Origin of the sequence: Caballeronia arationis (assembly GCF_001544975.2) — a bacterium.
GTDB classification, from domain to species: Bacteria; Pseudomonadota; Gammaproteobacteria; order Burkholderiales; family Burkholderiaceae; genus Caballeronia; species Caballeronia arationis.
In genome coordinates, this window is sequence record NZ_FCOG02000003.1 from 1 (window position 1) to 19,296 (window position 19,296).

The window sequence follows — 19,296 nt, forward strand, 5'->3', positions numbered from 1 at the left end:
CGGACGACGGGCACAACGAGAACCAGTGGATCGCAATCTCGACCGCGAAGCTCAACTGCGCGGCTGGATGTACCTCTCGTCCAGCGAAGCGAAAACGGATGAATGACTGCTGTGCCAATTTGTTGGCTGTGCGATGACACAGTGCGTGCCGCGCACCAAGCCCCTAAAGTTCTGTGAGGGCAACACTTAGGCGCTGGGCCAATCGATATTGCCAGTGCGTTGCCGTCCTAAGACTGCTGCCTGAAAAAGCTGCTTTCTTTGGTTACTTTCTTTGCAGCAGCAAAGAAAGTGACTGCCGCCCCGCACAGGGGCGTGCTAATAGACCAAGGCAAAGCAAGTTCCATAGAAGCGCAGAAGCATCAAACGGTGTAACCACCCCAGACCAGGAGGCAAAAAAACATGAGTTTCGATGGACGCATGCTGGCGAACGTCAGCGTCCTGGCGGCAATAGTCGAGAGCGGCAGTTTCGCGCGCGCCGCCGATGCGCTCGGCCTGACGCCTTCGGGCGTGAGCCGCGCGCTCGGCCGGCTCGAAGCGAAGATCGGCGTACGTCTCTTCGACCGCACGACGCGCTCGGTCTCGCTCACCGACGAAGGCCGCCAGCTTTACGCGGAAATCGCTCCGCTCATCGCAGGCATCGGCGATGCAGTGACGCTCACGTCCAGTTCCTCCGAGGCGGTGCGCGGCCGCCTGCGCGTGAACGTCGATGGTTACTTCTCGCGCCGCATGCTCGCGCCGCACATCGCGAAGTTTCTCGACCGTTACCCGGACATCTCGCTCGAACTGGCAGCGCGCGATCAGCTAGGCGACCTCGTCGCGGAAGGCTTCGACGTCGCGGTGCGCTTCGGCCAGCCGCCGTCGTCGTCGCTCGTCGCGCGCAAGCTGCTCGACACGCGCACGATCACCGTCGCCGCGCCGTCGTACGTCCGCAGGCACGGACGACCCGAGACGCCAGACGATCTCGCGCGCCACGCCTGCATCCAGATGCGCAACACGCTGACGGGCGAGCCGCTCGAATGGCAATACCGCTCGGGCCGCAAGACGGTGACCGCCAGGACGAACGGCCGGCTGAGCGTCAACGACGCAGGCACGCTGCTCGGCGCATGCCTCGCAGGCGCGGGCATCGCACGGCTCAAGGCGGGAGGCGTGCGGGAACTCGTCGAAAAGGGTCGGCTCGTCGAACTGCTCGCAGACTGGACCGGCGAAGCGTTCGATCTCTACGCGCTCTATCCGTCGCGTCATCTGCCCGCGGCGAAAGTGCGCGCCTTCATCGATTTCGTGACGGAAGTGCTGGATGCGCCAGCCGATCGGGCACCCCAGGCGCTTCGCGGCCGGCCTGTTCGATGAGCGTCGTCAGCACGCTCACCTGATTGACGGCGTCGGCTTCCAGCCGCGTGAGCCGGATCGACGGGAACGTGCGAGCGGCGGCGACTGTGGCTCCCGCGTGCGCGCGCAGGCGTTCGTCGAGCACATTGGCGGTCGCTCGTACCCACGCCACCAGCCGTTCGTTGGGCGCGGGCGCGTCCTTGCTGAGACGTGCCCGCGTGGCCGTGCCCGCGATCCGGCGCAACAGCGCGAGCGCCGTCGAACCGAGCTTTTCGGTCGCCGACGCGTTGAGCCGCTCCAGCCGCAGCCGCGTGAGCGTTTCCTCCGCATTGTTGCTCGCGAGGCCCGCCGCGCGCCGCAGCCGCTCCAGTTCGGCATCGTTCGTGCGCGCCTTTGCGAGCGCGGCGGCCAGGTAGGCGAGATTCGCGTCGATGGCGCGCGCGAGCTTGTCATCGAAACCGGCGCTCTCGCGGCTCGGCCAGAGCAGAAAGGTCGCCGCGATCGCGAGCCCGCAGCCGAGCACGTTGTTGCCGAGGCGCATCGCCGCGAACGCGAGGGCGGGGCCGGTCTGCGACGCGAAGTCGGCGACCAGCACGAAAGTCGGCGTCATGAAGAACACGAAGAGCGCATAGCTCACGGTGCGCAGCGCCATCGTCGCGCAGACGAGCGGGAAGACGAAGAGCGAGATGCCGAGCGGCGTATGCACGACGAGGCCGAGTCCGGCTGCAACGAGCGCGCCCGCGACACTGCCCGCCGCGCGCTCGACGCTGCGCGGCCAGCTCGTCGCAATCGACGGCTGGAGAATCAGGAGCGTCGCCATCGTCGCCCAGTAGCCGAACGGAACGGCAAGCGCTCGCACGATCAAGAACGCGAGCGTCGTCGCCACGCCTACGCGCGCCGCGTGCCGCACGCCGATCGACTCGCCCGACGCGTTCGCCCTCACCGTCTCGCGCGCACGGCGCAGCACGCTCGCGGCGGCGGCGCGCCAGTCCTGCAACGGCTCCGAGGCCGCTTTCACTTCGGCGGGCTCGGTGCAGAATTCGAGCGACGTCCGCTCGCCGATCGCCGCATCGAGCCGTCTGCCGAGCGTGCGCAGGCGCTCGTGCAATTTCGGCGACCCTGCCGACGACGCCCACGATTCATCCGTCACCGCGCTTCCGATGTGCTGCAGCGTCGCCGCGATGGCTTTCAATGCGCGCGCCGCGCGGTGCGGGCTCGGCAGCGGATTCGTCGACGCGGCGCGGCCCCGCTCGCAGGCGTCGCTCGCGGCGATCAGGTAGGCGAAGATCTGCTCGCTGTTCGCGAACGCGATCAGGAGGTCGCTGTAGCTGCGGCGCCGGTCCGCCTTCGCCGGCGGAATCTTGCCGAGCGCCGTGCGCGCCGTTTCCACGGCGATTCGCGCGCGGCTGCGGAACGTCGCAGCGTGCGCCGCCCAGTGCGTCGCGTCCGCTTCGTTGTCTTCGACGAGACGGGCGCAGTCGCGCGCCATGTCCGCGAGACGCTGGTACGCCGCGCGCAGTGCAGCGCGTCCCGGCCCGAACGGGTGGATGCGCCAGACGGTGAAGCTCAGGAACGTCGCGAACGCACAGCCGCCGAAGTACAGCGCGAGAAAGCGCCACTCGGCCGCGCCGCCGTGAACCGGCCGGTCGACCATGACGACACAGGCCGTCGCCGCGAGGATTGCGACCTGCGCCGCCGCCGCGCCCCAGATCCGCCCGAGCGCACCCAGCGTCGAGAAAACGAGGATTGCCGCCGTGGCCGCCGCGAAGCCGTGGCCGGAAGCCCACGCGGTCACGCCGCCGCAGGCAGTCGAGAGCAGCGCGAACGCCGTCATCGACGCGAAGCGCATGCGGTTCGAACCGGCCGCGTCGGCGAGACAGGTCCAGAACGCGCCGATCGCCGCGTAGGAGAAATCGGGCTCGTGCAGAAAATTCCCGACGAGCAGCATCGCCGTCGATGCGCATGCGGCGCGCAGTCCTTCCGACAGGTTCGCCTCGGCGAAGGCGAGCGACACCATCCACGCGGGACGACGGCGCGCGAGCGTGTCGAGAAACGCCGACCACGCGCGCGCCTGGCGGCCGGCTAGGGTCGCGGACCACGCACGCCAGTCAGCCAGGCGGCGCATGGGGCGCAGCCCTCGAACTCGCTGGAATCGAACGGCCGGTCGCGTTCATGCGGCCGTCCCGCGTTTTTGCGGCATGAATTTTCGCGGCATTGACACACGTTTTTGACGCGCGCAATTTTGTGTTGCAACGCAGCACGCGAGCCATCCTGGCAAGCCGCTTCCGACCTTCCGTTCCTTTTCGTGCGCGAGGTGCGTCATGTGGAAAATCATCCTGTGCGGTTCCGTGATCGTCGTGGCATCGACGTCGGTTCCTGGCCAGTCGGCGATCACGGCTGGCCAGGGCAGCCGGCAGGCTTCGCCGGAAGACGGCGAGATGCTGGTCGCAGAAGCCGCCGCGCGGCCGGGGCCGGTCGTCCGGATGCGCTACGACAGTTTGTGCGGCGCACATGCGCACCGCGTGCAAGTCGACTTGCGAGGCTCGATTGACGGCGGCGCGCGCTGCAAGCTCGAATCCGGCGACGAAGAATGAGGGGCCGGCCGTCGCGCGTAGAAACGGCTGCGACGACCGGGTGCCGAACAATCGCGACGAATCAGTGCGCTTCGTGCTTCACGTGCTTGGCAGGCGGGTGCTTGTGATGATGATGCGTGCTCTTGGCGAGCGCTGCGGTCGAAACGGCGAAGGAAGCGAGAAGCAAAACGGCAAGGCCTTTCTTGACGACATTTTTCATCGGACGGTCCACATGGTGAGTTCGCGGGGTTGATTCGGTTGACGCATCGCGTGTGCGGGACGACGCGATGCGGAATAAGTCTAACGCGTCATTTTTCCGGATGTCGAGATTGGTCAGTCTGTTGTGGCGCGCCATTACCTGTGACGTAATTTGTTCCCCCTCCCTCGAACTGCGACGATGAAGTCATCGAACGGCGCGTGCCGTGCGAACTTCCCGCCACTCCGAGGAGAACACCATGCTCACCGCCGCCACGCCTTTCATCAGCCGTCCGGGCCACGTCACGACTCGCGACGGCGCCGAACTCTTCTATCGCGACTGGGGGACGGGCCGGCCGCTCGTATTCGTCGCGAGCTTTTCGCTGCCGGGCGACATGTGGGCCTATCAGATGTTGCCGCTCGTGCGCGCGGGCTTTCGCTGCATCGCGTTCGACCGGCGCGGCCACGGGCGTTCGAGCGACCCCGGCCGAGGCTACGACTACGACACGCTCGCCGACGACATCGCCGCCGTCATGGACGCGCTCGACCTTGAAGATGCGACGCTCGTCGGCTATTCGATGGGCGGCGCCGAAGCCGTTCGCTATCTCACGCGTCACGGGACGGCGCGGGTCACGCGGCTCGCGCTGATCGCGTCCACGCTGCCGATGCTCGCGAAAACGCCCGACAATCCCGACGGCTTCGAACCCGCGCATGTCGAGCTGTTCCAGCGCGATCTCGTCACCGACTACCCGCGCTGGCTCGCGGAAAACGCGCGGCCGTTCGCGGGGCCGGACGTATCGGAGGCGATGATCGAGTGGATTCGCGAGATGGCGTTGCGCACGTCGCAGTTCGCGCTCTCCGCGTGCTACGAGACGATCAATGGCGGCGACTTCCGAGTGGAACTCGCTGCGCTCGACGTGCCGACGCTGATCGTGCAAGGCGACGACGACGTCTCGAACCCGCTCGAACTGACCTCGCGGCGCACGGCTGCGCTGATGCCGGATGCGCGGCTCGTCGTGTACGAAGGCGCGCCGCACGGCGTGTTTCTGAGCCACGCGGAGCGGGCTCAATGCCGATCTGCAACGGTTCGCGAGCGCCGCCTGAGCGCCTCGCCGAAAAGGACGCGGGTGACCGGGTAAACGAAGCTGAATCGCGCGAACGGGCGGTGATACCTTACAAGGCGTCCACGAAACCGGAGCATCGCGATGATTTTTCATGCATCGATACCCGCCCGCGATCCGCAACGCGCCGCGACCGTACTCGCCGAACTGTGGGGCGGCTTCATCGCGCCATTCGCCGTATTTCCCGGCTCGTGGGTCGCCGTCGCGGGCGACGAGCGCGGCACGGTCATCGAGGTGCATCCGGCCGACCGCGTCCTCCATCCCTCCGAGGCCGAGCCGGGCTTCGTGCCCGCCGACGCGCCGCCCGCGCGCTACAGCGCATTCCATCTGGCGGTCGCGACAAAGCTGTCGGCGGAGGACGTGATCGCGCTCGGCCAACGCGAAGGCTGGCGCGCGGAGCGCTGCACGCGCGGCAATCACTTTTTCGACGTGATCGAACTCTGGATCGACAACGCGACGCTGATCGAATGCCTGACGGCCGAGATGCAAGCCGATTATCTGGCGTTCGCGACGCCCGAAAACTTCCGCGCGATCGCGAACGCCGCGCCGCGCTGATCTACGCGTGCCTGACCGGCTCCTTCGCGATGCCGAACATCAGCGCGAGGCCGCTCGCGAGCAGCAATCCGGCGAGCAGATAGACGGCGAGGTCCATGCTGCCGGTCGTCGTACGGATCTGGCCGATCACCCACGGGCTCACGATGCCGCTCGTGATGCCGATGCTGCTGATGAACGCGATCCCCGCCGCGGCCGTCTTGCCCGTGAGATAGCTCGACGGAACCGACCAGAAAATCGGCAGCGCGGCGAAGATCAGCACGCAGGCAAGCGACAGGATCGCGAGCATCGCGGGAAAGCTCGGCAGGTGCAGCGTGAGCGCGGCGAGCGCGATGCCGCCGCCGATCGTGCAGCACGCGAAATGCTTGCGGCGCTCCTTCACGCGGTCCGAATGGCGCGCGATCAGGATCAGGCCGACCGCGCCGATCGCGTTCGGCACGACCGAATACAGGCTCACCGAGACCACGTCCTTGATGCCGAAATCGCGGATCATCAGCGGCATCCAGAAGCTCAGCGTCAGCGACGCGCAGGTCAGCGAAAAGTAGATGAACGCGAACAGATAGACGCGCGGATTCTTCAGCGCTGCAAAGAGGCTGTCCGAATCGTGGGCGCCTGCCGCGGCGTGGCCCTGGGCGCAAAGCGTTTCCAGCCTGTCGCGTTCGTGCGGCGTGAGCCACTTCGCGTCGCGCGGCGAATCGACCAGATAGACAAGCGCGACGAACGCGAGCAGCACCGCCGGCGCGCCTTCGAGCGCGAACATCCATTGCCAGCCGAAGAGGCCCATCACGCCGCCCATGTCGCGCATGATCCAGCCGGAGACGAGTCCGCCGAACACGCCCGCCACCGCGACGCCCGCGAAGAACACCGAGAGCACCGCCGCGCGCCGGTTCGCGGGAAACCAGTAGGTCAGATAGAGCACGATGCCGGGAAAGAACCCCGCCTCGAACACGCCGAGCAAGAAGCGCAGCAGATAGAAGTGTCCCGGCGTAGACACGAACATCATGCCGACCGAAGCGAGCCCCCACAGCAGCATGATCCGCGTGAAGGTGCGGCGCGCGCCGTACTTCGCGAGCAGCAGGTTGCTCGGCACTTCGAACATCACGTAGCCGACGTAGAACACGGCGGCGCCGAGACCGTACATCGCGTCGCTGAAACCGAGGTCGTGCTTCATCTGCAACTGCGCGAAGCCGATGTTGATGCGATCGAGAAACGACACCACATAGCAAAGAAACAGAAACGGGATGATGCGCCACGCGACCTTGCGCAGCAGCAGGTCGTCCTCATCCGCGACGACGGTCACGGGGACCGTCGCCGTATTGATCGGCTTCGACATGTCTCACTCCAGAAAAGCGGAAAAAGCGGGATGGATCGGCGTCTTCGCGCGCCGTCGGTTCGGGATGAGAGGCGAAGGGCGAGCGCCGTTCGCTGGGCTACCTCAAAGGGTCAGTCCTGCAACGCGGTCCACATTTCCTTGTCGCGCTGAGCGGTCCAGATGCGCGGATGCGCGAGACCGCTCGCTTCGTCGTAGGCGCGCGAGACGTCGAACGGCAGGCAGTGCTCGTAGATGAACACCTGGCCGAACTTCGGGTCCATCGACTTGCGCGCGAGCGCCATCGCGCCTTTCAGGTCGAGCTTTTCCGCGACCGCGTCACGGCCCGCCTGAAGCAGCGTCGTGACGAAGTCTTTCGTGTAGTCGATACCCTTGTTCACTTCCGCCGGCGAGAGGAGCGCGGGGCCGCGTCCCGGCACGAGCTTGTCGGCATCGAGCGCGCGCAGCGCTTTGAGCGTCGTCGGCCACTGTTCGAGCTGGGCGTCGCCGCAATAGCAGGCCGCGTCGTACTCGACGAGATCGCCCGAAAACAGCACCTTCTGCGACGGCAGCCAGACGACCGTGTCGCCTTTCGTGTGCCCCGAACCGAGATGCGCGATCTTCACTTCGAGCTTGCCGAGCCACAGCGTGATTTCCTTCTCGAAGACCAGCGTCGGCCAGGTCAGGCCCGGCACGGTCTCGACGCCCGCGAACAGGCGCGGAAAGCGCTCGATCTCCGACTTCATGTCCTGCTCGCCGCGCTCGACGATCATTTCGTAGGTGCCGCGGCTCGCGATCACCTGCTCTGCGCCTTCCGCGAAATACGCCGACGCGCCCAGAACGCGCACCGCGTGGTAGTGCGAGAGCACGACGTACTTGATCGGCTTGTCGGTGACGCTGCGGATCTTCGCGATCAGGTCTTGCGCCATCGCGGGCGTGGCGGTCGTATCGACGATCAGCACGCCGTCATCGCCGACGATCACGCCCGAGTTCGGATCGCCTTCCGCCGTGTACGCGTAGGTGTTCTCGGAAAGCTGCGTGAACGTGATCTTCTTCTCTTCCAGATCGGCCTGGGATGCAAATGCCTTTGCCATGTTCGTCTCCTGCGTGTTCGTGGGGAATGAAGCCTGAGTGGTATGAGGCCATGATCGTCCGCGCCTAGATATTTGTCAACAGCAAGTCGACTTGCTATTTGCAAATTACGGGTAAACTCCGGGTGACTGCGGGCTGCGCCGGACTGACCCCGATTGAGCAGCACGTCGGCTACCATCTCCCTTTCTCGATCACTTGCCTACCGGGACTTTCTTGGTTCAGCCATCAACAAACGACACGCCCGGGAAAAAGCAGCGCGGTATCCAGAGCGTCGAAGTGGGCGGCCGGCTGCTCGACGCGCTTGCGCGCCATCGAACTCCGCTTGCGCTCAGCGCACTCGCCGACGCCGCGCAACTGTCGACCGCGCAGGCGCATACCTATCTCGTGAGTCTCACGCGGCTCGGGCTCGTCAAGCGCGACGCACTGAGCGGCGACTACGAGCCGGGCCCGCTTTCGCTGCGGCTCGGCCTGATGCAGCTGGAGCAGCAGAGCGCGTACCGCGTGGCCGTGCCGCATGTCGCGGCGCTGGCGGAAGCGACGGGCGCGAGCGTCGCGGTGTGTGTCGGCGGGCCGCAGGGGCCGACCATCGTGCGCTACGAGCGCGGCGGGTTTCCGCTGCACGTGAACCTGCACGTCGGCACAGTGATGTCGCTGTCGGCCACGTCGACGGGGCGCGTGTTCCGCGCGTTCTACGATCCGGCGCGCGTCGCCGCGATGCTCGCCCATCAGAAAGACGACGCCCCGCTCGCCGATGACGAACTCCGCCGGCGCGGCATCGAGCGCAGCATCGACGCGCCGAGCCCCGGCATCAGCAGCATGAGCGTGCCGGTCTTCGACGCGAACGGGCGCATGCAACTGGCGCTGACGGTGATCGGATCGTCGGGTTCGATCGACGTCGCGTGGGACGGGCCCGTCGCGCGGGCGCTCCTTGCGACCGCGCAAGACATCGCCAAACTGCTCTGACGACGCCATGAACTCCCCTCTAATCGACGACACCCGCGCCCAGCGCGGCATCAACGCGCTCGACAACACGGGCGAACTGCTCGTCGCGCTGGCCGGCGCGGGCAAGCCGCTTTCGTTGCGCGATCTGGCGGCGGCAGCCGGGATGCCGGCGGCGAAGGCGTTTCCGCATCTGGTCAGTCTGGTGAAAACCGGCTTGCTAGCGCGCGACGACGCCGGCCTGTTCGAAGCCGGGCCGCTTGCACTCGAACTCGGGCTGATCGCGCTTCAGCGCCTTTCGCCGATCCGCGACGCCGAACCGGAAATCGCCGCCCTCGCGGCCGATACCGGGATGAGCGTCGCGGCTGCCGCGCTCGGACCGCTCGGGCCGACCGTCGTGCGGCTGGAGGAATCGGCGCGGCCGCAGCACGTGAGCCTGCGGATCGGAACGGTGATGTCGCTCGTGAATACGGCGATCGGGCGCGTGTACGCGGCGCACCTCCCCGACGATGTCTTGCTGCGACTCCTGCAGCAGGATGGAATCCGGCTCGCCGGAGCGACGCTCGCACCCGATGAAGGCTACCGGCAGCGGCTCGCCGAGATCCGCACCGGCGGCCTCGACACGGCGCTCGGCGCGCCGGTGCCCGGCATCCACACGCTGGCCGCGCCGGTTTTCGATCACACGGGGAGCGTGTGTCTGGTGATTGCGGTCATCGGCTCGTCGGGCGGGTTCGACAGCGATCCGCACGGCGCGCTCGCCACGCGCCTTCTGGCTGCGACGCGCCGGCTGTCCTGGCGATTCGGCTACGTCGAGGCTTAGGCGCCAAGCACCCCGCGATACACCTCGTCGTATTGCAGCGCCGCCGCTTCCCAGCCGAAGTTCTGGTCCATCGCGCGGCGCGTCACCGCTTTCCACTCCGTGCGCCGCGCCTTGAGTGCAAACGCGCGCCGGATCGCCGCGACGATGCCCGCGCGGTCGAAAGCTTCGAAGACGAAGCCGGTCGCGAGTTCGTCGGCGAGATTTTCCAGCGACGAATCGACCACCGTATCCGCGAGCCCGCCCACCCGATGCACGAGCGGCAGCGACCCGTAGGCGAGCGCATACAACTGCGTCAGCCCGCACGGCTCGAAGCGCGACGGCACCATCACGATGTCGCTGCCCGCGATGATCGAGTGCGAGAGCGCTTCGTCGAATCCCAGTTCCACCGCCACCGCGCCCGGATGCGCCGCCGCCGCGTTCTTCATGCCGGTTTCGAGCGCCGGGTCGCCCGTGCCGAGCACGGCGAGCTGGCCGCCGCGCTGAACGATATCGGGAATCGCCGAGAGCAGCAGGTCCAGCCCCTTCTGCTCCGTCAGGCGCGAAACGACGCCGAACAGCAGCGCGCCGTCGTTCTGTTCGAGCCCCATGCGCGCCTGCAGCGCTGCCTTGCACTTCGCCTTGCCGGCAGGTTTAGTGGCCGTGTAGCGCGTGTCGATCGTTGGGTCGGTCGACGGATTCCAGATCGAATAATCGACGCCGTTCAGGATCCCGCTGATGTCGTGCGAGCGCGTCTGCAAGAGGCCGTGCAGACCCGCGCCGTGATGCTGCGTCTGGATTTCGCGCGCGTAGGTCGGGCTGACCGTCGTGATGCGCTCGGCGTAGTAGAGGCCCCCCTTCAGGAACGAGACGTGGCCGTAGAACTCCAGGCCCTCGACCGCGTAGAAATCGGGCGGCAGTTGCAGCACGCCGTAGTGCGCCGCGGGAAAGACGCCCTGATAGGCAAGGTTGTGCACCGTCATCACCGACGGCACGCGCCGCCAGCCGCTCGCGCGCTCGAACGCGCGCAGGTACGCGGGCGCGAGGCCGGCGTGCCAGTCGTGCGCGTGCACGAGATGCGGCGTCCAGTCGGGGTCGGCGCCCGTCGCGACGCGCGCCGCCGCCCAGCTGAGGAGCGCGAAGCGGCGATCGTTGTCGGCGTAAGGATGATGCGACGCGTCGAGGTACGGATTGCCCGGCCGGTCGTAGAACGCATCGGCGCGCACGACATACACGACGACGCCATGCGGTTCGAGCACACCGCGCTCCAGCCGCACGTCGCCGATGCCGAACGCGTGCCCGAGATCGGCGACCGGCTCTACACCGGTCAAGCCCGCGAGGACGGCCGGAAAGGCCGGCAGGATCACGCGGGCGTCGGTGCCGAGCTGCGATTGCGCGGGCGGCAGGGCGCCCACGACATCGGCGAGTCCGCCGGTTTTCAACAGCGGATACATTTCAGCTGCGACGTGCAGCACGCAAACGGTCATCTGCGATTCCTTTTATTGATTGTGTCGCGGACGTCGGCCGCTGGCGTTACTTCCCGAGTCGCCGCAGCGCCTCCTGCGTGACGAGCGTAATGCCGTTCTCGGTGCGGAAAAAGCGCCGCGCGTCGTCTTCCGGATCCTCGCCGATCACGAGCCCTTCCGGCACCGTGCAACCGCGGTCGATCACGACGCGCGTCAGCCGGCAATTCGGTCCGACGGTCACCTGCGGCAACAATACTGCCTCGTTGATGTGACAGAACGAATGCACCCGCACGGCCGACGACAGCACCGACTTCCCCACGGTCGAGCCGGAAATCACGCAGCCGCCGCAGACAAGCAGATTGGTGATCTCGCCCTGCTGGCCGTTCAGGTCGCGCACGAACTTGGCGGGCGGAAGCTGCTCCTGGTTGGTCCAGATCGGCCATTTGCGGTCGTAGAGGTCGAGTTCGGGGATCGTCGAGGCGAGGTCGAGATTCGCGGCCCAGTAGGCGTCCACCGTGCCGACGTCGCGCCAGTAGGCGGGCGCGTTCGGATCGCTGTCGGAGGTGACGCACGACATGCCGAACGGATGTGCGATCGCCCGGCCGCTCGTCACGACGCGCGGGATGATGTCCTTGCCGAAGTCGTGATCCGTATTCGACGCCGCGATGTTCTCCTCCAGCAGTTGGAACAGGTACTTCGCACTGAACACGTAGATGCCCATGCTCGCGAGCGCAATGTCCGGCTTGCCGGGCATCGGCGGCGGATCGGCGGGCTTTTCCAGGAAGGCCGTGACGCGGCGGTCCTCATCGACGTGCATCACGCCGAACGCCACCGCCTCCATGCGCGGCACCTCGATGCAGCCGACCGTGCAGTCCGCGCCGCTCTCGACGTGGTCGAGCACCATGCGCGTGTAGTCCATCTTGTAGATGTGATCGCCCGCTAGCACGACGATGAATTCCGGTGCGATCGAACGGATGATGTCGAGGTTCTGGAACACGGCGTCGGCCGTGCCGCGATACCAGCTCGAATCGACGCGCTGCTGCGCCGGCCAGATATCGATGAATTCGTTGAACTCGCCGCGCAGGAAACCCCAGCCGCGCTGGAGATGGCGCAAGAGCGAATGCGCCTTGTATTGCGTGACGACCGCGATGCGGCGAATGCCGGAGTTCAGGCAGTTGGACAGCGCGAAGTCGATGATGCGGTATTTGCCGCCGAAGTGGACAGCGGGCTTCACGCGCTTGTCGGTGAGGGGTCCGAGCCGGGTTCCGCGCCCGCCGGCGAGAACAATAGCAAGCGTGGACTTCTGCAAATCGGTGCGATTCTTTGCCAGCGTCTCCATTCCAGCCTCCTGATTTGACTTGCGGTTATTAGTGTCTGTCTTTTCGTCTTTGGATCGCCCTGTTGTCCTATTTATCGTATGAAGGTTGGCGTGCCCTGCACGCGTCGGAACATTATCCGGCGCGTGGACGAAATAGTGTGCTTGGAATATTCGATTTTTTATCGCGCAAGACGCGATTGACGCGGTTTTCGATCCACAGCCGATGAGCCTCGCGAGCAATTGCCATGCCGTTTGGGCCGCGCCCGACGCGTCGGTGTTGCAACGGCGCGACCATTCGCGCACTGCGCAAGCACATCGGATGCGAAGAAGCGACGAGTTTGCAATTAATCACCTTGTCGCGATGCCACGGCGCGCTGCGGCGCGGCACAATAGGCTTACGCGCCGCCCCGCCCTCTTTCCGGTTCCGTGCTGTTTCTGTCCGGATCGCGGTGTTTCGGCGCGCGTCGCGACAATCCATGCTTTATGCGGCTCGCGCATCGCGGCGCGAGTCCTTCGATCAACCGAGCATCCCGTCTTGCAGGGCGCCGTCCGAATCCCGGAAGAGATCATGAACAACGTCCTCAGTATTCAGTCGCATGTGGTTTTCGGTCACGCGGGCAACAGCGCGGCCGTGTTTCCAATGCGCCGGCTCGGCGTCAATGTGTGGCCGCTCAATACCGTGCAGTTCTCGAATCACACGCAATACGGCCGCTGGACCGGCAGCGTTTTCGACGCCGACGAGCTGCAGAACGTCATCGACGGAATCGGCGCGATCGGCATGCTCGCGCGCTGCAACGCCGTGCTCTCGGGCTACCTCGGCGCGACCGATCAGGCGCGCGCGGTGGTCGAGATCGTGAAAACGGTGAAGGCCGTCAATCCGCGCGCGCTCTTCTTCTGCGATCCGGTGATGGGCGCCACGGGGGGCTGCACCGTCGAGCCGGGCATTGAAGACTTCCTCGTCACGACGATGCCCGAATTCGCCGACGCGATGATGCCCAACCATCTCGAACTGGAAAGGCTGGTCGGCCGGCCGATCGAAACGGTGGAAGATGCCGTCGACGCGTGTCGCGAGGTGATCGGGCGCGGGCCGCGCTTTCTGCTGGTGAAGCATCTGATCGACCGCAACAGCCGCGCGGATACCTTCAACATGCTGGTGGTCAGCGCGACCGAAGCGTGGTTCGCGCAACGGCCGCTCTATCCGTTTGCGCGCCAGCCGGTGGGCGTGGGCGACCTGACGAGCGCGGTGTTCGTCGCACGCACGCTGCAGGGCGACTCGTTGCGCGACGCGCTGGAGCACACGCTCGCGGCCGTCAACGCGGTCGTCAAGGCAACTTACAACGCCGGGCGGTACGAGTTGGAGATCGTCGCCTCGCAGGATGAAATCGCCAAGCCGACCGACCGGTTCCCGGCAATCCGGGTATCGGGCAACGACAGCGCCCAGCGGGCCTGAGGCGCGCGCCGCGCAAAAATCGGGCGGAATCAGGCGGTTGCGATCTACGCATGGCTTGGCGCGGCGCCTGTCTCCTCGCGCAAATCACGCAGTTCACCTTCCGTTTAGCCATTTCGATTCTCCGGCAATCCGCGATTGCCGGATCGCACGCGCTCCTGCAGTCGCCGCGCCTCGTCGGGTCCGGCACTTGCTGCCTCGCCAAAAACGCGCCGCTCCGGCTGGCATCGGCCACCGGATGCGCGCGTCCCAGAGGATCGTCATGCACAAACCCCTCGAAGGCCAGACCGCGCTCGTCACGGGCGCCAGTTCCGGCATCGGCTTCGGCGTTGCCGAAGCGCTCGCGAAAGCCGGCGCGGCCGTCGCGATCAACTATCACTCGCACGGAGAGCCGGCCGAAAAGCTCGCCGCCGAGATCGAAAAGGCCGGCGGCACCGCGTTTGCCGTCGGCGCCGACGTCTCCGACGAAGCCCAGCTCGACGCCATGTTCGACGCGGTCCGCGAGCGCTTCGGGACGGTCGATATCGTCGTGGCGAATTCGGGCCTGCAGAAGGACGCGCGTTTCGTCGACATGACGCTCGACGACTGGAACACCGTCATGAGCGTCAATCTCGCGGGCCAGTTCCTGACCGCGCAGCGCGCCGTGCGCGAATTCGTGCGGCGCGGTCCGCGCCCGGTGTCGAAGGCGCTCGGCAAGATCATCTGCATGAGTTCGGTCCACGAGATCATTCCGTGGGCGGGCCACGTGAACTACTCGGCGTCGAAGGGCGGCATCCAGATGATGATGAAATCGCTCGCGCAGGAGGTCGCGCCGCAGCGGATCCGCGTGAATGCCATCGCGCCCGGCGCGATCCGCACGCCGATCAACCGGGACGCCTGGGACTCGAAGGAAGCACTCGACAAGCTGCTGACGCTTGTGCCGTACGGGCGCATCGGCGAAGTCGACGACATCGGGCGCGCAGTCGTCTGGCTCGCGTCGGACGAAAGCGACTATGTGGTCGGCGCGACGCTCTACGTCGACGGCGGCATGACGCTCTATCCGGGCTTTGCGGACAATGGCTGACGACACCCGCGCACAGGACGCCCGCGCGCGCAAACGCGTGCCGTGCAGCACGCCGATCGAAGAACATGGCGTGATCGGCAACATGATCACGACGGCGCTCGTCGCTACTGACGGCGCGCTCAACTTCATGTGCTATCCGCGCATCGATTCGCCGACGCTCTTCGGCGCGCTGCTCGACGCGGCGCGCGGCGGCCGTTTTCAGGTTGCGCCCGCCTTCGAACGTCCGCGCGTCAAGCAGATGTACCTGCCGGAAACGAACGTGCTGGTGACGCGTTTCATGTCGCCGGACGCGGTGTGCGAGGTGCTCGACTTCATGCCGCTCACGCGCTCGGGCGAGGATGCGCCGAACTGCGTCGTGCGCGTGGTGCGCTCGGTGTTCGGGCGCATTTCGGTCGCGATGCGTTGCGCGCCGCGCTTCGACTACGCGCGCACCGCTCACACGGCCGTGCAGGCCGACGCGCACCGCGTGCGCTTCGAGCCCGCGGGCGGCGGCGAGCCGCTCACGCTGCTGGCGACCGTCGCGGTCTCGATCGAGGACGGCGACGCCTGCGCCCGCTTCGACCTCGACGAGCGCGATACCGCTTGCTTCGTGCTCGGCGCGGCGTCCGAGCCGCTGGAACGCGCGCTGCCGTGCGAGGCTTCGCTCGACGAAACCGTCGCGTTCTGGCGCGCGTGGGCCGCCGATTCGACCTATCGCGGACGCTATCGTGAAGTCGTCATGCGCTCGGCGCTGCTGCTCAAGCTGCTGAGTTCGCGCGAGCACGGCGCCATCGTCGCAGCGCCGACCTTCGGCCTGCCGGAGACGCCGCAGGGCGGCCGCCGCTGGGACTACCGCTACACCTGGATTCGCGATGCCGCGTTTTCCGTGTATGCGCTTCTTCGGCTCGGCTATACCGGCGAGGCGCAGCATTTCATGCACTGGATCGCCGAACGAAACCGGAGCTGCGATTCCGACGGCTCGCTCTCCGTGATGTACGCCGTCGACGGTGCCAGGCCGCCGGAGGAAGCCGTCGCCGACCGGTTGCACGGCAGCGGCGTCGAGCCGCCGCTCGTCGGCAATGCGGCGCGCGACCAGATGCAGCTCGACGTCTACGGCGCGCTGATGGACGCGGTCTACCTGTACAACAAGTACGGCGAGGCGGTGTCGCACGACGGCTGGCGGCACATCATGCGCACCGTGAACTACGTGGCGGAGCACTGGCAGGAGCCGGATCACGGCATCTGGGAATTCCGCAACGGCGCACGCCCCCTGCTGCATTCGCGGCTGATGTGCTGGGTCGCGGTGGATCGCGCGCTGCGCCTCGCGCAAAAGCGCTCGCTGCCCGCGCCCTTCGCGCAATGGTTCGAAGTGCGCGATCGCATCCACGAAGAAATCCACGAGAACTTCTGGAATGACGAACTGCAAAGCTTCGTGCAGACGCCCGATTCGACCGTGCTCGACGCCTCCGTGCTGATGATGCCGCTCGTGCGCTTCATCGGGCCGAAGGACGCGCGCTGGCTCTCGACGCTCGATGCGATCGGCCGCGGCCTGCGCGTCGATCCGCTGATCTTCCGCTACACCCGCGGCGGCGCGCTCGACGGCCTCGACGGCGAGGAAGGCGGCTTTTCCGCCTGCTCGTTCTGGTACGCGGAAGCGCTCGCGCGGGCGGGACGCGTCGACGAAGGGCGGCTCGTCTTCGAGAAGATGCTTGCCTATTCGAACCATGTGGGGCTCTACTCGGAGGAAGTCGCGGTGGACGGCGCGTCGCTCGGCAACTTTCCGCAGGCGCTCACGCACCTCGCGCTGATCAGCACGGCCTTCCAGCTCGACCGCAGTCTCGAAGGCCGGCATGCGCCGTGGTCGTGAGTGGTGCAAACGCTTCAGGACAACGCGTGCATGCGATCAGAGCGGGCACCAAGGCGCGAACTCTGGCCGACAAAGGAATCAGATGAAAGAAATCCAGGTGGACGTCGCCGTGATCGGTGCCGGAACGGCGGGCATGTCCGCCTTTCGCGCCGCGCGCTCGGCGTGCGGGCGCGCGGTGCTCATTGAAGCCGGCGAGTTCGGCACGACCTGCGCTCGCATCGGCTGCATGCCGTCGAAACTTCTGCTGGCGGCAGCGAACGGCCTGCATGACGCAAAGGCGCTCGCGCCGCGCGGCATCGAGGGCACGCAAGCGCTGCAAGCCAGCGGCGCGCAGGTGCTCGATTACGTGCGGCGCGAGCGCGATTATTTCGTCGGTGCGATCCTGAAAGAGATCGACTCTTTCCCCGCCGACTGCGTGATTCGCGGACGCGCACGCTTCGAGTCATCCTCGGCAGGGCGTCACGTGCTTTCGATCGACAATGCGCGGCGCATCGAGGCGAAGAGCGTGGTGATCGCGACCGGCGCCGTCCCGGCCATCCCCGACGCCATCAAGGTATTCGGCGACCGCCTGATAACGAGCGACGCAGTGTTCGACCTGAAGACCCTGCCGAAACGCGCGGCCGTGTTCGGCGCCGGGCCGATCGGGCTGGAACTCGGGCAGGCGCTCGCGCGACTCGGCGTCGAGGTATTCATGTTCGGCCAGGGCGGCCGCGTGGCGGGGCTCACGGACACGCCGGTGCGCGACGCGCTCACGGCGGCGCTCTCCGACGAGTTCTTTTTCGATCCGGATGCGAAGATCGAAGCGATGTCGCTGCAGGACGGCGTGCCGACGATCCGCTTTAAGGCGCTCGACGGCAAGGCGCGCACGGAGCAGTTCGACATGGTGCTGGTCGCGACGGGGCGCGCGCCGGATCTGAAGGCGCTCAATCTGGCGAAAACCGGCATCGGGCTGAACGACAAGGGCGTGCCGCTCTTCGACGAATCGTCGATGCAATGCGGCAAGAGCAGCATTTTCATCGCGGGCGATTGCGACGGCACGCGTCCGTGGCTCTCGGATGCGGCTGACGAAGGCAAGATTGCCGGCGACAACGCCGCGCGCTTTCCCGACGTGCAGTCTGTGAAGCGCAAGGTGCCGTTTTCGCTGGTGTTCTGCGAGCCGCAGGTGGCGATCGTCGGTGCATCCTACGACGACCTCGACAAGCAGATGACCGTGACCGGCTCGGCGTCATTCGAAACGCAGGGACGCAGCCGCGTGATGCGGCAGAATCGCGGCCTGCTGCACGTCTACGCCGACGCGGCGTCGGGCAGGTTGCGCGGCGCGCAGGCGTGCGGCCCGGTGGTCGAGCATCTCGGGCATTTGCTCGCGTGGCTGCTGCAACTGGAATTGACGGTCGACGAGGCGCTCAAGCTGCCGTTCTACCATCCGGTGGTGGAAGAAGGATTGCGCACGGCGCTCAAGGACGCGAGTCGCAGGTTTTATGAGGAACGGTCCGAAACGCCGCCCGCATTGCCGACTGCTGCGGGATGCTGATCAAATCGCATCCGGACGAGCCGTGAAACAACAAGGCCGGTTGCGAGCAACCGGCCTTTTAACTCAAGCGTCGATTTCAGCGATCAGATCGCGTATTGCAGCGCGAGGTCGAATCCGAGCACGACCACCGAGCAGAACAGCCCAAGCAGCAGATTGCTCAGACGATGCCCGAAATCGTGATGTTTGCTGAGTCCCGCGGCAGCGAGAAAAGCGAGTTCGACGATCACTTGCATCGCAAACACCGCGATCATCAGCGCGAACTCATAGCCCATCGACTTGAAGTTCATGAAGTTGAAGCCGTTGACCGAAACCCACGACCCCACTCGCCACGCTTCATAAGCCAGTAGCAGCAACGGGAATAGATAGCTGGCCACGTACGTAGGCATCGTGGCGTGGCGCAATTCCATGTTCAGGTGACGGGTAACTTGCATCGCGTGCTCCTTTGTCCTTGTCGGCGAAATGCCGAAGTTTCTACGTGCATCCAAAGTTCCGGCCCACGATTCGGATCGCTAAAATACGATACTTTCTCAGCGAGTCGTTTTCGGTAGCGCAGAACGTCGTGCTTTCAGAATAGGACAAATTTAGGGAAAGCGAATCATCGTATTCCCGATGCTTAAGTGCGATAAGCCACTCCGGGCGTCGTTGTGCAGTGCAACTTAATAAAGCAGTTATAGGAAGAATCGAAACAGGCACGCACGTACGTGCCTGAACCCGCATTAAAT

Annotated in this window: 17 protein-coding genes; 10 read left to right on the plus strand and 7 right to left on the minus strand. The window is 66.0% G+C overall.

Features of this window, described 5'->3' with window-relative positions; translation table 11 throughout:
• The first annotated feature begins 399 nt into the window (after nt 1-399).
• Nucleotides 400-1,347 carry a LysR family transcriptional regulator gene (locus AWB81_RS02250; protein WP_062632280.1) on the plus strand — a complete coding sequence of 316 codons (948 nt, stop codon included), beginning with the start codon at nt 400-402 and terminating at the stop codon, nt 1,345-1,347.
• Here the strand turns inward: AWB81_RS02250 and AWB81_RS02255 are convergent.
• Complete coding sequence (locus tag AWB81_RS02255) at nt 1,268-3,451, minus strand: FUSC family protein (RefSeq protein WP_062632281.1); 2,184 nt, start codon at nt 3,449-3,451, stop codon at nt 1,268-1,270. The genes AWB81_RS02250 and AWB81_RS02255 overlap by 80 nt on opposite strands.
• Nucleotides 3,452-3,647: 196 nt before the next feature.
• Between AWB81_RS02255 and AWB81_RS02260 the strand changes: the two genes are divergently transcribed.
• Entirely contained in the window at nt 3,648-3,920 is a 273-nt protein-coding gene (locus AWB81_RS02260) for a hypothetical protein (protein WP_062632282.1), read from the plus strand.
• A gap of 61 nt (nt 3,921-3,981) precedes the next feature.
• Here the strand turns inward: AWB81_RS02260 and AWB81_RS44520 are convergent, their stop codons facing one another.
• Nucleotides 3,982-4,254 (minus strand): hypothetical protein, encoded by a 273-nt coding sequence (locus AWB81_RS44520; protein WP_143753549.1) that lies wholly within the window; start codon nt 4,252-4,254, stop codon nt 3,982-3,984.
• Between the two features lie 100 nt (nt 4,255-4,354).
• Here AWB81_RS44520 and AWB81_RS02265 point away from each other — a divergent pair, with 100 nt between their 5' ends.
• Together AWB81_RS02265 and AWB81_RS02270 are read left to right on the plus strand one after the other, a co-directional pair.
• Nucleotides 4,355-5,233 carry an alpha/beta fold hydrolase gene (locus AWB81_RS02265; protein ID WP_235025699.1) on the plus strand — a complete coding sequence of 293 codons (879 nt, stop codon included), beginning with the start codon at nt 4,355-4,357 and terminating at the stop codon, nt 5,231-5,233.
• Nucleotides 5,234-5,299: 66 nt separating this feature from the next.
• A complete protein-coding gene (locus AWB81_RS02270; protein WP_062632283.1) occupies nt 5,300-5,770 on the plus strand; it encodes a hypothetical protein in 471 nt (156 codons plus the stop codon).
• A 1-nt stretch (nt 5,771) separates the two neighbouring features.
• On the opposite strand, the gene AWB81_RS02275 is transcribed toward AWB81_RS02270, so the two are convergent.
• Both AWB81_RS02275 and AWB81_RS02280 read right to left on the minus strand, forming a co-directional pair.
• On the minus strand, nt 5,772-7,100 hold the full coding sequence (locus tag AWB81_RS02275) for an MFS transporter (RefSeq protein WP_062632284.1): 1,329 nt from the start codon (nt 7,098-7,100) through the stop codon (nt 5,772-5,774).
• A 110-nt stretch (nt 7,101-7,210) separates the two neighbouring features.
• On the minus strand, nt 7,211-8,170 hold the full coding sequence (locus AWB81_RS02280) for an MBL fold metallo-hydrolase (RefSeq protein WP_062632285.1): 960 nt from the start codon (nt 8,168-8,170) through the stop codon (nt 7,211-7,213).
• Nucleotides 8,171-8,381: 211 nt separating this feature from the next.
• Here AWB81_RS02280 and AWB81_RS48685 point away from each other — a divergent pair, with 211 nt between their 5' ends.
• Together AWB81_RS48685 and AWB81_RS48690 are read left to right on the plus strand one after the other, a co-directional pair.
• Complete coding sequence (locus AWB81_RS48685; protein ID WP_062632286.1) at nt 8,382-9,131, plus strand: IclR family transcriptional regulator; 750 nt, start codon at nt 8,382-8,384, stop codon at nt 9,129-9,131.
• Between the two features lie 7 nt (nt 9,132-9,138).
• Nucleotides 9,139-9,927 carry an IclR family transcriptional regulator gene (locus tag AWB81_RS48690; protein WP_062632287.1) on the plus strand — a complete coding sequence of 263 codons (789 nt, stop codon included), beginning with the start codon at nt 9,139-9,141 and terminating at the stop codon, nt 9,925-9,927.
• On the opposite strand, the gene glgA is transcribed toward AWB81_RS48690, so the two are convergent.
• Both glgA and glgC read right to left on the minus strand, forming a co-directional pair.
• On the minus strand, nt 9,924-11,390 hold the full coding sequence (glgA, locus tag AWB81_RS02295) for a glycogen synthase GlgA (protein ID WP_062632288.1): 1,467 nt from the start codon (nt 11,388-11,390) through the stop codon (nt 9,924-9,926). The two genes, AWB81_RS48690 and glgA, sit on opposite strands and share 4 nt — an antisense overlap.
• A gap of 46 nt (nt 11,391-11,436) precedes the next feature.
• Nucleotides 11,437-12,708, minus strand: coding sequence for a glucose-1-phosphate adenylyltransferase (gene glgC / locus AWB81_RS02300; RefSeq protein ID WP_062632289.1), 1,272 nt, complete (start codon nt 12,706-12,708; stop codon nt 11,437-11,439).
• Nucleotides 12,709-13,255: 547 nt separating this feature from the next.
• Here glgC and pdxY point away from each other — a divergent pair.
• The 4 genes from pdxY to AWB81_RS02320 all read left to right on the plus strand — a co-directional run bounded on the left by pdxY (nt 13,256) and on the right by AWB81_RS02320 (nt 18,574).
• Nucleotides 13,256-14,137, plus strand: coding sequence for a pyridoxal kinase PdxY (gene pdxY, locus AWB81_RS02305; RefSeq protein WP_062632461.1), 882 nt, complete (start codon nt 13,256-13,258; stop codon nt 14,135-14,137).
• Nucleotides 14,138-14,396: 259 nt separating this feature from the next.
• Nucleotides 14,397-15,197 (plus strand): SDR family oxidoreductase, encoded by an 801-nt coding sequence (locus AWB81_RS02310; RefSeq protein WP_062632462.1) that lies wholly within the window; start codon nt 14,397-14,399, stop codon nt 15,195-15,197.
• Nucleotides 15,190-17,043 carry a glycoside hydrolase family 15 protein gene (locus AWB81_RS02315; protein WP_062632290.1) on the plus strand — a complete coding sequence of 618 codons (1,854 nt, stop codon included), beginning with the start codon at nt 15,190-15,192 and terminating at the stop codon, nt 17,041-17,043. Before AWB81_RS02310 ends, AWB81_RS02315 begins: the two co-directional genes overlap by 8 nt.
• Before the next feature lie 82 nt (nt 17,044-17,125).
• Entirely contained in the window at nt 17,126-18,574 is a 1,449-nt protein-coding gene (locus tag AWB81_RS02320; RefSeq protein WP_062632291.1) for a dihydrolipoyl dehydrogenase, read from the plus strand.
• Between the two features lie 83 nt (nt 18,575-18,657).
• On the opposite strand, the gene AWB81_RS02325 is transcribed toward AWB81_RS02320, so the two are convergent.
• Nucleotides 18,658-19,005 (minus strand): hypothetical protein, encoded by a 348-nt coding sequence (locus tag AWB81_RS02325; RefSeq protein ID WP_062632292.1) that lies wholly within the window; start codon nt 19,003-19,005, stop codon nt 18,658-18,660.
• Nucleotides 19,006-19,296: the final 291 nt, after the last annotated feature.